This window comes from Martelella mediterranea DSM 17316 (genome assembly GCF_002043005.1).
Lineage (GTDB): Bacteria > Pseudomonadota > Alphaproteobacteria > Rhizobiales > Rhizobiaceae > Martelella > Martelella mediterranea.
In genome coordinates this window covers 122,307-137,883 of sequence record NZ_CP020333.1, presented here as the reverse complement: position 1 = coordinate 137,883, position 15,577 = coordinate 122,307, and the positions used below count along the sequence as shown (strand labels likewise).

Annotated in this window: 13 protein-coding genes and 2 pseudogenes; 4 read left to right on the top strand and 11 right to left on the bottom strand. The window is 59.0% G+C overall.

What is annotated here, in order from left to right; all coding sequences use genetic code 11:
- The first annotated feature begins 30 nt into the window (after positions 1-30).
- Positions 31-504: a tripartite tricarboxylate transporter TctB family protein gene (locus Mame_RS26320; protein ID WP_018067169.1), complete on the top strand. Its 474-nt coding sequence runs from the start codon at positions 31-33 to the stop codon at positions 502-504.
- Positions 504-2,042, top strand: coding sequence for a tripartite tricarboxylate transporter permease (locus Mame_RS26315; protein WP_018067170.1), 1,539 nt, complete (start codon positions 504-506; stop codon positions 2,040-2,042). Before Mame_RS26320 ends, Mame_RS26315 begins: the two co-directional genes overlap by 1 nt.
- A 134-nt stretch (positions 2,043-2,176) precedes the next feature.
- On the opposite strand, the gene Mame_RS26310 is transcribed toward Mame_RS26315, so the two are convergent.
- The 10 genes and pseudogenes from Mame_RS26310 to Mame_RS26265 all read right to left on the bottom strand — a co-directional run bounded on the left by Mame_RS26310 (position 2,177) and on the right by Mame_RS26265 (position 13,180).
- Positions 2,177-3,085, bottom strand: a complete 909-nt coding sequence (locus tag Mame_RS26310; protein WP_018067171.1) for a dihydrodipicolinate synthase family protein — start codon at positions 3,083-3,085, stop codon at positions 2,177-2,179.
- Between the two features lie 13 nt (positions 3,086-3,098).
- Positions 3,099-4,838 carry an L-arabinonate dehydratase gene (gene araD / locus Mame_RS26305; protein ID WP_018067172.1) on the bottom strand — a complete coding sequence of 580 codons (1,740 nt, stop codon included), beginning with the start codon at positions 4,836-4,838 and terminating at the stop codon, positions 3,099-3,101.
- 28 nt (positions 4,839-4,866) lie between these two features.
- Positions 4,867-6,357 carry a tripartite tricarboxylate transporter permease gene (locus Mame_RS26300; protein ID WP_018067173.1) on the bottom strand — a complete coding sequence of 497 codons (1,491 nt, stop codon included), beginning with the start codon at positions 6,355-6,357 and terminating at the stop codon, positions 4,867-4,869.
- A gap of 9 nt (positions 6,358-6,366) precedes the next feature.
- Complete coding sequence (locus tag Mame_RS26295; RefSeq protein ID WP_155122315.1) at positions 6,367-6,876, bottom strand: tripartite tricarboxylate transporter TctB family protein; 510 nt, start codon at positions 6,874-6,876, stop codon at positions 6,367-6,369.
- 54 nt (positions 6,877-6,930) lie between these two features.
- Positions 6,931-7,869 (bottom strand): tripartite tricarboxylate transporter substrate binding protein, encoded by a 939-nt coding sequence (locus Mame_RS26290; RefSeq protein ID WP_079921083.1) that lies wholly within the window; start codon positions 7,867-7,869, stop codon positions 6,931-6,933.
- Between the two features lie 337 nt (positions 7,870-8,206).
- A complete protein-coding gene (locus tag Mame_RS26285; RefSeq protein WP_018067176.1) occupies positions 8,207-9,370 on the bottom strand; it encodes a mandelate racemase/muconate lactonizing enzyme family protein in 1,164 nt (387 codons plus the stop codon).
- Between the two features lie 432 nt (positions 9,371-9,802).
- On the bottom strand, positions 9,803-10,537 hold the full coding sequence (locus Mame_RS26280; protein WP_026173886.1) for a FadR/GntR family transcriptional regulator: 735 nt from the start codon (positions 10,535-10,537) through the stop codon (positions 9,803-9,805).
- A 122-nt stretch (positions 10,538-10,659) separates the two neighbouring features.
- A complete protein-coding gene (locus tag Mame_RS26275) occupies positions 10,660-11,328 on the bottom strand; it encodes an SGNH/GDSL hydrolase family protein (RefSeq protein ID WP_235726873.1) in 669 nt (222 codons plus the stop codon).
- Positions 11,329-11,501: 173 nt separating this feature from the next.
- Positions 11,502-12,119: a hypothetical protein gene (locus tag Mame_RS26270; RefSeq protein ID WP_018067179.1), complete on the bottom strand. Its 618-nt coding sequence runs from the start codon at positions 12,117-12,119 to the stop codon at positions 11,502-11,504.
- Between the two features lie 106 nt (positions 12,120-12,225).
- A pseudogene (locus tag Mame_RS26265) lies at positions 12,226-13,180 on the bottom strand (IS630 family transposase).
- Between the two features lie 78 nt (positions 13,181-13,258).
- Here Mame_RS26265 and Mame_RS26260 point away from each other — a divergent pair.
- Positions 13,259-14,197 (top strand): annotated as a pseudogene (locus Mame_RS26260) (IS3 family transposase); the annotation flags it as partial.
- On the top strand, positions 14,194-14,421 hold the full coding sequence (locus Mame_RS26255) for a helix-turn-helix transcriptional regulator (protein ID WP_079921081.1): 228 nt from the start codon (positions 14,194-14,196) through the stop codon (positions 14,419-14,421). The pseudogene Mame_RS26260 and the gene Mame_RS26255, both read left to right, overlap by 4 nt.
- A gap of 83 nt (positions 14,422-14,504) precedes the next feature.
- On the opposite strand, the gene Mame_RS26250 is transcribed toward Mame_RS26255, so the two are convergent.
- On the bottom strand, positions 14,505-15,575 hold the full coding sequence (locus Mame_RS26250; RefSeq protein WP_018067102.1) for an ABC transporter ATP-binding protein: 1,071 nt from the start codon (positions 15,573-15,575) through the stop codon (positions 14,505-14,507).
- Positions 15,576-15,577 lie beyond the last annotated feature (2 nt).

Below are 15,577 nucleotides of genomic sequence, written 5' to 3'. Positions count from 1 at the left end.
TCAGGTGCCGCCTCCAATCCGGAGACCATGATGCCCGACCGTGCGCCGCTTTGCAGGACAGGCGTCCTGCTGCCGCTGTTCTTCCTGATCGTCACGACCGTCTATCTCGCTGCCGCCTTCGACATCCATTCGCAGTTCGCGGGTCCCGGCGAGATGAGTCCGCGCTCCGTGCCGATTCTTATGGCCTGCCTGATGTATGTCGCCCTCGCGGCGGTGTTCGTCGGCGAGTTCCGCAAACCCACACCCGACGGTCCTGTTCGCGAATTGCTGCGCCCGCTGCTGGTGATCGTCGCGACGGCGGGGTACATCGCGCTGTTCCGCCTGCTTGGCTACTGGTTGTCGACGCTTGCCTTCACCTGCGTGCTGTTTTCCATCTTCCACTTCCAGTTACGCAAGCCGCACATATTCGCGATCTGCGCCATCGGCGTTACCGCCCTGTTCTACGGGCTCTTCGCAGGCATCTTCGGCGTCCGGCTGCCAACCCTCACCCAGGGCTTCTTCTGATGGACATTTTCGTTGACATACTCAGTGGCATGACCGCCCTCGCCGATCCCTACGTTATCGCTTTCATGGTCGGTGGTTTCCTGGTCGGCACCTTCTTCGGCGCCATGCCGGGCCTGACCTCGGTGCTGGCCATCGCGCTGCTGCTGCCGATCACCTACACCATCGATGTTGTGCCGGCGCTGGTCATGTGCGCCTCGATCTTCATGGCGGGGATGTATTCGGGCTCGATCACCGCGACGACCATCAACATTCCCGGCGCGCCCTCCTCGGTGATGACCGCGATCGAGGGCAATGCCTTGATGAAAAGGGGCTTCGGCGCGAATGCGCTCGGCCACGCGGCACTGGGGTCGATGATCGGCGGCGCGATCGGCGCGGTGCTGCTCATGGCTTTCATGCCCGTCGCGGCCGAGGTCTCGCTGCTGATCCGCACGCCCGGCAAGTTTTCCCTCGTCCTGTTTGCGCTCGTCGTCATCGTCATCGTCGACAAGGACAACATCGCCAAGGGCTTCGTCGCGACGCTGCTCGGCGTGATGATCGCCACCGTCGGCATCGACGTGCTTCAGCCCATTCCGCGCTTCAACTTCGGCACGGAAACGCTGGTCGAGGGCATCGACATCATGCCGCTGGTGATCGGCGCCTTCGCCATCTCCGAGGTGCTCATGCAGTCGGAGAACTGGAAGGACAATCTCAGCTCGACCCTCGAAAAGGCAAAGGGTCTAAAGATCCGCCGCCGGGATTTCCTGCCGCCGCGCTCGGAGATCCGCGAGATCGGTCTCCTGACCTATCTGCGCTCGTCCTTCATCGGCTACGGCATCGGCATCCTGCCCGGCGCCGGCGGCTCGATGGCAGCGTTCGTGTCCTACGCCGTGGCCCGCTCGTCCTCCAGGAAGCCCCAGGAATACGGCAACGGCTCGCGCGAAGGGATCGCCGCGGCCGAGACCGGCAACAACGCGATGTGCGGCGGCGCCTTCGTGCCAATGCTGATGTTCGGCATTCCCGGCGACCCGACCACAGCCATCGTCCTCGGCGTGCTGGTGATCAACGGACTGCAGCCGGGTCCGCGCCTGCTCGAGAACCAGGCCGAGTTGCTGGGGCCGATGCTGGGCTCGCTGTTCTTCTCCGCGCTGATCCTGATTCCCCTGACGCTTTGGCTCTTCGGCCCATGGTTCATCAAGATTGTCTCGATCCCGAAGGGCCTGCTCTACACCGGCATCGCGGTGGTGGCGCTGGTGGGCAGCTACGTGGCCACCTACTCGACCTTCCAGATGTCGCTGGCGGCCCTGTTCGGCATCCTCGCTTATTTCATGCGCAGGCAGAACTACTCGACGGTGTCGATGCTGCTGGGCTTCATCCTCGGTCCTGACCTAGAGGAATATCTCAGGCGCTCGCTGTCGCTGAACGACGGCAACCCGATGGTATTCGTCACCAATCCGGACAGCCTCTTCTTCCTTGCGCTGACCGCGCTCTTCGTCTGGGCCATCCTGATCCGCAAACCCAGGCGCGGCCGGACCGTGCATGACGCGCAAGATGCCGAATAAATAATCCTCAGAAGCATGAACGGCCGGAGGCGGTCCGGCCGTTCATCGTTTTCAGCGCGGCATCATGCGGCCAAGCGGCGGTCAGGTATCAAATCCCAAGCATTTTCAAACCACCGCACTACAGTAGCAAGACATCAGATCAGGCCGTTTTCTTTCAGAAAACTTTCCATCTGCGCCTGCTGCCCCGCGGTCAGGGGCCAGGCGGACGGCGCTCGAGTGCTGCCGCAATCCTTGCCGATGGCCTGAAGCGCCGCCTTTACGCCGGTCACATTGGTCCCGTTCATCTCCTCGGCGCGCACATCTTCAAAGGCCTTCATCGCGTCAATGAGCTGGTTGGCGAGCGGGTAATCGCCGTTTTCCAGCGCCGCATGGATCGCCATCGAGCGTTCCGGCCAGATATTGATGAGGCCGGAGGTGAAACCGCGTGCGCCCACGGCGTAAAACACCGGGGCCCAGACTTCGGCAAGCCCGCCTACCCATACGATTGACGGGTCGCAGGCGGCCTTTGCGGCGGCCAGCTTCAGCGGATTGGGCGTCGCCCATTTCACGCCCTTAACGCCTTCAACCTCGCATAAAGCGCGAATATTGTCGGTCCCGATCGCGTCATTGCGCAGATAGACCATGATCGGCATTCCCCCGGACGCGGCGGAAATCTGTCGCAGATAGGAGGCCGTTCCCCGTGGCGACACGAAAGGATCCGGCGGCTGGTGAACCATCAATGCCGCGGCGCCGGCTTTTGCGGAAGCTTCCGCCAGGCGGCAGGCATCGCGGATCGAGCGGCCGACGCCGGCCAGCACAGGGGCGCGCTTGCCGACCATTGCCACGACCTCCCGCGCCATGGTGCAGGCTTCATCTGTCGTCAGGCCGTAAAACTCGCCGGTATTGCCATTGACCACGGGCATATGCAGCCCGGCATCCAAGGCATGATCGATGATCGGCTGAAGCTTTTCCGGCGCTATGTCGCCCTTGGCGTCATAGGGGGTCACCAAAATCCCGGAAATGCCAGTCAGTGCCTTGTCGAGTTTGTCGAGTTCAAGCGTCATGTGTTCAATTCCTTCAAAAAATGTCTGGCTCACCGGCGCCGGGACCGAAATCCGTCTGCAGGAAATCGAAATCGCACCCCTTGTCCGCCTGGGTCACATGCTTGGAAAATATGTGGCCATAGCCACGCCCGTATCGCGGTTCCGGCGGTATCCAGGCGGCACGGCGGGCGGCGATTTCCGCGTCATCGACGAGCATATCGAGCCGTCGCTCCTCAAGATTGAGCCGAACGATGTCGCCGGTTCGCAGCAGAGCCAGCGGTCCGCCGACAAATGACTCCGGCGCGACATGCAGAATACAGGCGCCATAGGACGTGCCGGACATGCGCGCGTCAGAGATTCTCAACATGTCGCGATAGCCCTGCTTGATCAGGGCTTTTGGGATGGGCAGCATGCCCCATTCCGGAAAGCCCGGCCCGCCCAGTGGGCCGGCATTGCGCAAGACCATCACTGTGTCGGGCGATATATCGAGGGTCTCGTCATCGACTGCCCGCTTCATCTCGGGGTAGCTGTCAAACACCAGCGCCGGGCCCTGGTGCTGATAATATTTCGGATCGCAGGCCGCGGGCTTCATGACCGCGCCGTCCGGACACAGATTGCCCCGCAGAACCGCCAGCGAGCCTTCCCGGTACACCGGGTTGGAGAGCGGGCGGATGACGTCGTCATTATAGACCACAGCCCCCTCGAGGTTTTCGGCCATGGTCTTGCCGGTTACGGTGATCGCGCTGGTGTCCAGCCGATCCTCGATCTGCTTCATCAAGGCGCGCAATCCGCCGGCATAGTAGAAATCCTCCATCAGATAGTCTTTTCCGGAGGGGCGCACATTCGCGATCAATGGCGTGATCCGTCCCAGCGCATCCAGTTCATCAAGTTCCAGCTGAACTCCGGCGCGGCGGGCCATGGCGATAAGATGCACGACCGCATTGGTCGAACAGCCGGTCGCCATCGCCACGATGGCGGCATTGCGCACCGAGGCGCCGGTTACGATCTTGTCGGGGGTCAGCCCCTCCCAAACCATTTCGACGATGCGGCGGCCACAATCGGCAGACATGCGCATGTGGCCGGAATCCACCGCGGGAATGGACGAGGCGCCCGGCAAGGTGAGCCCCATCGCATCGGCAATCGCCGTCATGGTCGACGCCGTGCCCATGGTCATGCAGACACCCGCGGAGCGGGCAATGCCGCCTTGAATCCCCAGCCATTCGGCGTCCGAAATATTGCCGGCTCGCCGCTCATCCCAGTATTTCCAAGCATCAGAACCGGAACCGAGAATCTTGCCCGCATAATTGCCGCGCAGCATCGGACCGGCTGGCAGATAGATCATCGGCACGCCAGCCGAGATCGCGCCCATGACGAGCCCCGGCGTGGATTTGTCGCAGCCGCCCATCAGCACAACACCGTCGAGCGGATGGGCCCGGATATTCTCTTCCGCCTCCATGGCAAGAAGATTGCGATACAGCATCGATGTCGGCTTGCTGAAACTCTCATCAACTGAAATCGACGGAATCTCGACCGCCAGTCCCCCCGCCTGGGCCACGCCGCGCTTTACGTCTTTGACCCGCTCGGGAAAATGGCTGTGGCAGGTGTTCAACTCCGACCATGTGTTGAGAATGCCGATGATCGGCTTGTCGCGAAAATCAGCTTCGGAATAGCCAAGCTGCATCATCCGTGACCGGTGGCCGAAGCTGCGCAGGTCGTCGGGGGCAAACCAGCGCGAGGAACGCAGATCCCCCGGCTTCAGGCGATCTTGTGTCATTGAACACTCCTTGAGAAAGAGAAAGGGGTCAGCGTGCCCTGACGCCATTGCGCCGCCTGAAAATGCGCCAAAGCGAATAGCTGAGGAGCGCCAGTGCCATAGCGAGCAGCACGGCGGAGACTGGCCGGATTACGAATGTGCTCCAGTCGCCGTCGGAGTACATCAATGCGCGCCTGAAGTTTGTCTCGAAAATCGTGCCGAGGACGAAGCCCAGAACCAGCGGGCTGAGTGGAAAGCCGTAACGCTCCAGCACATAGCCTGCCACGCCAAAGCCCAGCATGATCCAGAGGTCGAATGTGCGGTATTCGCCGACATAGACGCCGACCACCATCAACAGCGCCAGCACTGGAATCAGATAGTGGCGGGGAATGAGAAGCACGCGCGGAAAAATACGGATGGTGAGCAGTTGGACCACCAGAAGCGCGAGGGTCGCCAGCAGAAAGGCCGCATAGATCGTGGCGATCAATCCCGGCTCGTTCTTGTAAAGCAGCGGGCCTGGCTGCAGCCCATGAATGGTGAAGCCGCCGATCAGGATGGCTGTGACGCCGTCGCCGGGAATGCCGAGCGTCAGCAGGGGCAGAAGCGCGCCGCCGACCGAGGCGTTGTTGGCGGTCTCGGCCGCATAGATGCCTTCCAGACTGCCCTTGCCGAATTCCTCGGGCCTTTTCGATGCCGAACGCGCGGCGCCGTAGGCCACCAGGTTCGACGCCGAGCCGCCAATGCCCGGGAGAACGCCGATGGCAATACCGATCGCCGCCGATCTGAGCATGTTGACGCCATTGGAAACGAATTCGGCGAGCTTGACGCCGCCGCCGCGCAAATCCAGCTTTTCCTCGATCTTCGGGGAGGTCTCCGAAATGTCGCGGATGAGCTGCGCGACGGCAAACAGCCCGACCATGAAGGGGATAATGCTGATGCCCGACAAAAGATCGATATTGCCGAAGGTGAACCTCTGGGCCGAGCCGATCGGTGCAAAGCCGATGGTCGACAAACCCAGGCCCAAAACGGATGCGATCAGACCTTTTATCAGGTTGGCCTCCGAAAGGACCACGACCAATACAAGGGCGGCGATCGTCAACGCGGTATATTCCGCCGCGCCGAAGTCAATTGCAAAGCGAGCAATTACCGGAGCGAATGCCACAAGAATCATGAGGCCAAGGATACCGCCCACCGCACTTGCCACCATGCCGGTCGCCAGCGCCTTGATGGCCTGGCCCTTGCGGGCAAGCGGGTAACCGTCAAACGTGGTGGCGATCGAGCTCGGAGTCCCTGGAATGCGCAAGAGCGTCGCCGAGACCAGCCCGCCGGATACGCCGCCAATATAGGTGGCGATGAGCATGGCTATGCCGGCATCCGATTGCATCGCGAAGGTCACGGGCAGCATGATGGCGATTGCCATTGTCGCACTCAGTCCGGGAAGCGCTCCAAAAACGAGGCCGACGGAAACGCCGATCATCATGAGCAGCAGCAGCTTCGGTTCAAAGAGATGGACCATGCTCGAGAAGAAAAGATCAAACATGCCGTTTCCTTATGAAAACCAGACGCCAGGGACCGAGAGGTTGAGAGCGTGCGACATCAGCAGGCCAAGGATTACGGTGACAACCAGCGCGGCCGCACTGCGCACCAGGACGCGCCGCAGCGTTATCTCGTCCATCAGGCTCATGACCCAGGCCAGGAAAAGCGTCGCGGAAATTGAAAAACCCAGGACGTCAATCAGCGGAATGAAGGCAACGAAGCCGAGCATGATGCCAACCCGGCGAACCGGGCTCGGGGGCTTTTGAATACCGACATTCGGATTATCCGGACCTGACCGGATCGCCTCGAGCACCTCTTCGGAAAGGTCATCAGCCGTTCGTGGCTTTCTGCGCTGAACCGCAAGCGCCAGCCCCAGGACCAGCAGAAGAGCGCCTATAATATACGGCAGAATACGCGGCCCCGGGTCGCCAGTGCCCGGAAAGTTCTGCACGATCTGCTGTGTGGATAGAATGATTGCCAATCCAAGCAAAGCGAAGAAACCGCCAAAGATGCGATCCGCCATCACCGGTAACTCCCTGAATGGCTCCACCGCACGAAAATGCGGTGGAGCTGCGTTTCATTTGCCCAGAAGTCCGGCGATTGTCTTCTGCTCGGCGCTGAGGAATTCAGATGCCTGTTCAGGCGTGCGCAATGCCGGAACCTGCGCCTGCTTTTGCAACGCCGTTGCGAATTCAGGATCAGCCTCGATCTCCTTGATGATCTGGGTGAACGCCGTTTTCACGTCGTCATCGACCTTCTCAGGACCGTAGACCGTCATCACCAGCGGCAACGAGAAATCCAGACCTTCGGCCGTGGTTGTCGGAAAATCGGGCGCCATCGGATCGGGCTGACTGTTGATCACGGCAAGCACTTTCATCTGGCCGTCCTCAACATATTGCTTCGCATTGGCAACGCTCATCGAAATGACATCGACCTGTTCGCTCAACAATGCCGTAATACGGTCGCTCTCGGTTCCCGCATCGACAAGACGCACGGCGCCGCCCGTGGCAGCATTGAGCGCTTCACCCTTGACCTGCGTGGTGCCGCCGAGTTGCGAGCCGATATTGAGTTCGCCCGGATGGGCTTTCGCATAGTCGATAAATTCCTTCATCGACGCATAGGGCACATCGGAGCGCACGGCATAGACTTCGTTAACCGCGGAGGTCGTTGCCAATGGCGTGAACGATTCCCAGGAAAAAGGGGATTGTCCGAAGAGATTGGCTGTATGCAACGCCGCATGGAAAAACAGCAGCACTGAACCATCTTCCGGTCCACGCGCAACCGACTGCGCGGCGATGACGCCGCCGCCACCGGGCTGATTCACGATTGCAACAGTTGCATCCGAGTGTTTCTCGAAGAACTCGGCAAAAACGCGCGCGCCGGCATCCGTGCCGCCACCGGGATTCGCGGGCACGAACATGCGTACCGTATCGGCGGGATAGTCCACCTCAGCCATTGCCATTCCAGGCGCGAAAAGAACTGAAGCAAGCAGACATGTTTTCAGAATTTTGTTCACGGTTTACTCCTCAATCAACCGGTTTCGTGGACGGTCATTTGGCTCCTCACGAACCACGTCTTCTCTTCTGTCTTGAGCAAAACTGCCTTGCCAAACCAGACGCGCGTTTCATCCTTACTGCCAATCACAAATGTTGTAAACAAAAATTACATTTTTATCGCTTATAATGATAAATTTCGGCTCCTTTTCTTCCTAAACAACCGAAACATAAAAGTGTCAATTTATAAATAACTATTTGTTTTTATAAACTTATTTTAGAACATCTCGAGCGGCATTACCCTTGAATTCGACCAAGAATTTGCAAAACATATTTCCTTTTTAGATTCAATTGGTCAACTCATTCCGAGACATATCCGGCACCGTGGGCGGCCCGGTCCCACTCGACCAGGGGCGCACGCAATCGCTCCAGCGCATCCTCGTCCAGCTCGACGCCCAGCCCCGGCCCCGTCGGGACCGCGATCCGATTGTCCGCAATCTGGATGCGATCCTTCACCACGTCTTCAGCATAGAGCAATGGCCCCACAGGGTCGGAGGCGACGGACAGCTCGGAGATGGAGGCCCCGAGATGCGCATGCGCGGCGGTACCGATACTGAGTTCCTGCGTGGTTCCGAGCAGAACGCGGATGCCCGCCAGCTCAGCCAGCGCGGCCAGCTTTTTGACCTGCAGCAACCCGCCCGAGTTGACCGTGACATTGAATATATCGACCGCCCCGGCCCGCATCATCGCCATGGCTTGCGCTGCAGACGAACAATGCTCGCAAACGTCGGCCTCCACGCGGCGGCGCAGTTCCGCCATCCCTTCGAAGTCTTCGCGCCAACTTGGGCTTTCTATGACCTCAAATCCGAATTGTTTGAGTCGCTCATAAGCCCGGAGGGTATCCTTCCAATAGTGCTTCGCCTGAAAATCCAGCGCCTTCAGCAGGACGGCGTCGCCAAAGCGATCGCGCACAGCTGCCAGGAACTTTTCATCCTTGGCAAAGTCGACGCCGACATAATAGCGGAAGCGCGAGATGCCTTGCTCCAGAAGCGTCTGGATGAAGCCAAGATTACGCTCATAATCGGCTTCGGCCTTAACCTGAAAAAGGGGATAGCAAATCTCGATCGCGTCCCGGGTCTTGCCGCCCAGAAACGTGTGCGCCGGCGTGTCGAGCGCTTTGCCCATAATATCGAAGCAGGCCATGTCGATCCCCGCCGCAATCTGCGAAGCCGGCGTGAAAGGCGGATAGCTTGGAGCGGAAAGGAAATAATTATGGAGGTACTTTGCCATCTCATTGTGGAGTGCCTGGACAGCAAAGGGATCCCTCCCCAGCGCAATCCTCTCGATGCCGATTTTGACGGCATCCACATCGGGCATATACATGCGATAGCAATCGAGATCCGAAATCTCGCCCAGACCGGTCAGGCCCTCATCGGTATGGACCTGGAGAATAAGATGGGAACTGATCGATCCGGTGCGGCGGTGGGTTTGAATGGGCGTCAGGGTTATCGACGATATTTTCATGCACGTTGTCCTGTTCTGATGCCTTGGAAGCGCCCTGCCTTGACGGGTCGGATCGTTTTTCCACGCAAGCTCTTCGTGAGCCGCCCTTTGCACGACCGTATTTGACGGTCGGTTGGCTCGAGTCGAGCAGCACCTTATTGCCGCCGCAAAAATTGTCAATAAATTTTATAACAAGTCACACTGGTCGTACAATCACGCCGAAAGCCACACCGATGGTCGATATAAATAAACTAACAAAAACAGACAATTATTGAATGCGCGCCGAGATCTCTCTGCAAGCTTTAGCATTAGGTCCGTAGTGAAAAGGACCTATTATTTGTTATTTCAAATAACCTATTTGGCTCGTCGCATATTCCTTGGCCGGGTTCAGCATGCCGTAGACAACCACGCCGCCCAGGACGGCGGAAGCGATCAGATATTTGGAAATGCGGATCAGTTGCCCTGATCGATGATGCGATGGCGAACGCTGACGAGGTGATATTTCATGTAGAGTTTCGCCAACTCGCCATCGCCCGTGCTGATGGCGTCATAAATGTCGCGATGCTCCTTGAGCACCTTGTTTTTCCGCTCCTCCGAACGGGTTCCGGTGATCGTCGAGGCAATGCGCATGGTGCCCAGCATGTCGGGTTTGAGCAGCATCATCTGCTTCTCGAAAAGATCGTTTTCGCTGGCTCGGGCGATCTCCATATGGAATTCGAAGTCGGCTTCGAGCGCCCCTTCGCCAGTGCGAAGCGCGACCTCCATCTGTTCAAGAACCTGATGGAGACGCCGCAATCTCGACTGGGTGATGCGAAGGGCGGCCAGACGCGCTATCTCCGATTCAAGACATTGGCGCACTTCATAGGCACGCATATATTGGGCGAATCTGGCGTCATCCGTATAGTGCGCTATTTCACGCGGCGGCAGGCGCAGCACAAATGTTCCGGATCCGCGCCGGGCATTGATCAGCCCGTCATTTTGCAAATTCTGAAGCGCTTCGCGCACAATCGGGCGCGAGACATTATACATTGACGACAGCTCTTTTTCGGTCGGCAATCGGTCGCCTACCGCATACCGTCCTGTCGACAACTGCATTAGAATTTGCGCATAGACTTCGTCCGCGTACCGGCGCTTTCTTACGGGCGCAACAGCGAGAGGGGTGTCAAGTTTGCTCACTTCGGCGGCCACGTTGATCTCTGGAAATTTGTTAAGTTATCATGAGAATAACGACGAATTTGTAAATTTGCAACCGGAGACATAAACGAACGGCGGCTGCAGACTGTCCGAGCGTCAGAAAGCGCCTGTCATCGTCAAGCAAGGAGCTTGCGGACCGGTTCTATCAACGCGGCGCCGATCGCACGGGTATTGGCGGCATCCAAGTGCACGCCGTCGACATCACTGGCCTTGGCCACCTGCGCGGCATCGAAAAAGGCGCAATTCTGCGCCTCGGCAATTGCGCGGTAACCCGAAGCCAGCAAATGGCTGTGCTCGACAATCCGGCCCGACTGTGGCCCCTGATTATCGGACCGCATGCAAAAATGCGGCGGCGAAACAATCATGATCTTCGGCGGCGTCATCCCCCAATTATATGGGAAACAACGAACAATTTCGATTAGTCTGGACATTCCCGCAAAGGCGCCATCGACCGTGGGCGAAATATAGGGTTTGAGATCATTGGCGCCGAGCATGATGATGACAAGATCAAGCGGGGAATGCGTCGCCAGCAGCATCGGCAAGGCGCGCGCTCCGTTGCGATCGAACGCTGCCGTTCGGTCGTCGAACGCGCTCGTGCGACCGCCCAGCCCCTCGGCCACGACCCGATGGGTTGCGCCAAGCCCCGCCTCCAGAACGCTCGGCCAGCGATCATGGTAGTCGTGCCTTCCGCCGGCAACGGGGTTCGTGCCCCAGGTCAGGCTATCGCCAAAGGCCATGATTGTTTTTGACATATATTTGTCCTTATTCCTTACAAAAACATTCATAGGGCCATCCTGGCTTCTGTCAACCGAAGGCGTTGATTGGCAGATCAGGCAATGGAAATATGGTCGGCATGAGCACGAAAATGACAGAGAACGACTGGCGGATTGCGTTTGAGGTTTTTCAGGTGTCGACGGCATCAGCATCCGAGCGCGTGGTCCCTCTGCGGGTCACACCTTTACGCGATGCCATCCGGTGGCAACGCAAGATCGTTTTGCGCCGTCCAACGTTGCATCAGAAGGAATCCATCTGGTGCCTGCTCCCACATCTCGTCGACGTGTTTCAGCCAGAAGACCGTTGCCTGCTTGCCCTCACCACGCACAATGGCCTGCTCGAGGGCTTCGTGCACAAAACTGTCTACCGTCCAGGAGGCGGGTAGATCTTGAGATTCAGCCTTGGGCAGCGCCGCGTTGGCCAATGCAGCCGCTGCCTCGCTCAACGTCAACTCAGGCAGAGGACGGGCGAGGGCAATCTGCTCGTCCAGCGCCGCGCGCAGCTTGCCGTCTTCATCGGCGTCCTCCACCATACGGTCAATTTCCAGGCGCGTCTGCGGACCGGCCAGATACCAGGCTTCGGCAAGCTTCGGGGCAATGTAATGGATCTGCTGGTCGCCCAGACGCTCTCTGAAGGATGCTATTTTTGTATCGCTGGCTGCGAGGATCAGACAAGCACGATCCGAGGGCGTACAGTTGCGTACTGAATACGTCCCGCCGCCCAGCCAGACGAACAGACCCGCCGTGGCAGGCGCCGCAACAACCAGCCCCACCAGAAATGCTGCCAGCAAGTTCCGCCACATGGCTAGTATCCTCGCGTAAAAGGTGCATTTCCCCCTCAATGGCAATATAGACGCGTATCAAATTGACTTGGAAGAGTTGGATGACCAAAGCTAGAGCATCGGATATTTAATTGTACGCATATCCAGCCTCTTTGAGGAAGTTCCAGCATTCTTCCGGGCTGAAGAGATCGCATATGTTGCCAATTGCCCTCCACAGGTCTTCGAAGGTTCTGGCGGCTGCGGTTCTCAAATGGGCCTTGAGTTTTGCAAAGGCCATTTCTATCGGATTGAGAGCGGGGCTGTAGGGTGGCAGGAAGAGAAACCACGCTCCTTTCTGGCGAAGGCACTCGGCCGCCTTTGCGCTCTTGTGAACAGCCAGATTGTCGAGAATGACAATGTCGCCTCTGGACAGTGTCGGCGCGAGCTGGGTCTCGATATAGGTATCGAAGGCGGCGCGGTTCATGGCCTTGTCTATGATCCAGGGCGCGCTCAAGCCGTCGCAGCGCAGTGCGGCGATGAAGGTCTGCGTCCTCCAATGGCCAAAGGGAGCATGCGCCCTGAGGCGGTCGCCCTTTCGGCTTCGTCCACGCAGGCGCGTCATTTTGGTGGTGACGGATGTTTCGTCGATGAAGACAAGACGACCGGGTTGCTCGCGCATCTTCGGCTGACGCGACTGCCGCCATGTTCGCCGTGCTTCGGCTATGTCAGCGCGTTCGCATTCCGATGCCAGCAGCGTTTTTTTTATACGAGAAGCCGCATCGACACAGAAACCGGGAGAGTTCGGCCGGGGCGGCTTTCATCTGATGGGTTTCAAACAGATGCGAGGCCAATTCCGGCATGGTGATGTCGGGCTGCGCCTCGACCATGTCGATCAGGAACTGTTCGACGGCAGCAAGTCGACCGCCGCGCGGGCGCCCGCGACGGCCTGAGGCATACGAGCCATATTTGGCTACACGCTGCAAAAGCTTTACTGCGAAGCTTTCACTGACACCGAAGTGGCGGGCAGCGGCACGACGCGAATGTCCAGCCTAGACATAGGCGACAACGCGACAACGAAGATCGGAAGAATAAGTCTTGGCCATGAAGCACCTCCTGGCCAAGTGAATCATCAATCACCGCAAATGGGAATCCCACGATTCCTATTTTTTATCCGGCGCTCTAGCAAAAAAATGGTAGGGCCCGTCGCCAAGCGTGAAGCCGTTGCGCATCTGAAGGCCTCCATGGGTCTTTCGGAACGGCGGGCCTGCCAAATCATTTCCGCCGACCGCAAGACGGTTCGGTATCGGTCTTGCCGACCGCCGGAGGTCGAACTGCGAACGAAGCTGCGCGATCTCGCGAATGAGCGGCAGCGTTTCGGATACCGACGGCTGTTCATTTTGCTTCGGCGTGATGGAGAGCCGTCCGGCGTCAATCGCATCTACCGACTGTATCGGGAGGAAGGTCTTTCCGTGCGCAAGCGCAAAGCCAGGAGGCGTGCTGTCGGAACGCGTGCGCCGATCCTCGTCGAAGCACAGGCAAATGCCCGCTGGTCGCTGGATTTCGTCCACGATCAGTTCGCCTGCGGCAGACGCTTCCGCGTGCTCAACATCGTCGATGACGTGACGCGCGAATGCCTGGCAGCAATTCCTGATACTTCGATCTCTGGTCGCCGTGTCGCACGAGAATTGACAACGCTGATCGAGCGGCGCGGCAAGCCCGGCATGATTGTCTCAGACAACGGCACGGAATTCACCTCGAATGCCATCCTCGCCTGGTCCAAGGATCACAATGTCGAGTGGCACTACATCGCACCTGGAAAGCCGATGCAAAACGGCTATGTCGAGAGTTTCAATGGTCGGATGCGCGACGAACTGCTCAATGAAAGCCTGCTCTTCGGCCTCGACCATGCCCGAAGCGTCATTGCTGAATGGGTAGATGATTTCAACCATTTCCGACCGCACTCATCGCTCGGATACCAGACCCCGGCAGGCTATGCCGAAACCATCACCGCAACCGGCTCCAACGCTACGCAAAATGAAAGCTTCGCGTTTCCAGCGGTTGCTCACACCGCGCCATTTGGCGTATCAAAAACCGCCGAGGCTCTAATCGCTGCCGGATGAAAGTTCAGTGGCAGGTCAGCCAGACGCCCTCCTCCTGGGTGAACGGCATGCGCATGTCGCTCGCCGCCAGGCTGCTCCTGAGCGACGACCAGCCGATCCTCGACATCGCGCTTGCCTGCGGGATTGAGGACCTCAGCCACTTCTACAGGCTTTTCCGACAGACCCACGGCGTCAGCCCCAGACGCTACCGACGCAGACAGCAGGTCAATCTCGTCGATCCATAACACCCAGGCCCGGCTGGTTTACGGTCAAACCGCAAGACTGCCCCCCGCAGCATGCCGCCGGTCAGGATCGCAAGAAGGTGGGTCTAGCGGATCGCTGCCTCTGTCCTTGCGTCGAAGAGATGGGCATCCGCGATGGCGTAGCGCAGGCTAAGCGTATCACCGGGTGCCACGCTTGCGCGCTCGCGCAGTTGAACGGAAATCTGCTGACTGCCGAGCACCCCCTTGATGAAGGTTTCCGAACCGGTCGGCTCGACGGACTTGACCGACATCGCAATGCTGCCGGCTTCGCTATCGGCCAGAAAAAGTTTCTCCGGTCGTATGCCATAGCGCACGGCAAGGCCTGCCGCGGGTTTCACGCTTTCGGGCAGCGGCAGCGCGATACCGTCCGCGGTCAGCACCGCCCTGCCGTCTTCGCTTACCGTGCCATCGAAGAAATTCATCGCCGGCGAGCCGATGAAGCTCGCGACGAAGACATTCGCCGGATAGTCGTAGATGTCGAGCGGTGTGCCGACCTGCTCGATCACGCCGTCACGCATCACCACGATCTGGTCGGCCATGGTCATCGCCTCGATCTGATCGTGGGTGACGTAGACGGTGGTGGTGCGGAACCGCGTATGGATGTCCTTCAGCTCGGCGCGCATCTGCACGCGAAGCTTGGCATCGAGGTTGGAAAGCGGCTCGTCGAATAGATAGACCTTCGGATCGCGCACGATGGCGCGGCCCATGGCAACGCGCTGACGCTGGCCGCCGGAAAGCTGCTTGGGATAGCGCTTGAGATAGTCCGTCAGGCCGAGGATGCGGGCGGCATCGGCGACGCGCGTCTCGATCTCCGCCTTCGGCCGCTTGGCGAGCTTCAGCGAGAAGCCCATGTTCTCGGCGATCGTCATGTGCGGATAGAGCGCGTAATTCTGGAACACCATGGCGATATCGCGGTTCTTCGGTTCGACATCATTGATGACCTTGCCGCCGATGCGGATCACGCCGCCGGAGATGTCTTCCAGACCGGCGATCATCCGCAAAAGCGTGGACTTGCCGCAGCCCGACGGGCCCACCAGCACGACGAAGGCACCCTCCGGCACTTCGACGGAGACCCCCTTGATGGTTTCGACATCGCCGTAGACCTTGCGGACATTCTGGATAGCAACGGAGGTCATGG

Excerpts from the sequence above, each read along its gene's own strand:
- Mame_RS26320 (WP_018067169.1), top strand. The coding sequence starts at position 31 with ATGCCCGACCGTGCGCCGCTTTGCAGGACAGGCGTCCTGCTGCCGCTG.
- Mame_RS26315 (WP_018067170.1), top strand. The coding sequence starts at position 504 with ATGGACATTTTCGTTGACATACTCAGTGGCATGACCGCCCTCGCCGAT.
- Mame_RS26310 (WP_018067171.1), bottom strand. The coding sequence starts at position 3,085 with ATGACGCTTGAACTCGACAAACTCGACAAGGCACTGACTGGCATTTCC.
- araD (WP_018067172.1), bottom strand. The coding sequence starts at position 4,838 with ATGACACAAGATCGCCTGAAGCCGGGGGATCTGCGTTCCTCGCGCTGG.
- Mame_RS26300 (WP_018067173.1), bottom strand. The coding sequence starts at position 6,357 with ATGTTTGATCTTTTCTTCTCGAGCATGGTCCATCTCTTTGAACCGAAG.
- Mame_RS26295 (WP_155122315.1), bottom strand. The coding sequence starts at position 6,876 with ATGGCGGATCGCATCTTTGGCGGTTTCTTCGCTTTGCTTGGATTGGCA.
- Mame_RS26285 (WP_018067176.1), bottom strand. The coding sequence starts at position 9,370 with ATGAAAATATCGTCGATAACCCTGACGCCCATTCAAACCCACCGCCGC.
- Mame_RS26275 (WP_235726873.1), bottom strand. The coding sequence starts at position 11,328 with ATGAATGTTTTTGTAAGGAATAAGGACAAATATATGTCAAAAACAATC.
- Mame_RS26270 (WP_018067179.1), bottom strand. The coding sequence starts at position 12,119 with ATGTGGCGGAACTTGCTGGCAGCATTTCTGGTGGGGCTGGTTGTTGCG.
- Mame_RS26255 (WP_079921081.1), top strand. The coding sequence starts at position 14,194 with ATGAAAGTTCAGTGGCAGGTCAGCCAGACGCCCTCCTCCTGGGTGAAC.
- Mame_RS26250 (WP_018067102.1), bottom strand. The coding sequence starts at position 15,575 with ATGACCTCCGTTGCTATCCAGAATGTCCGCAAGGTCTACGGCGATGTC.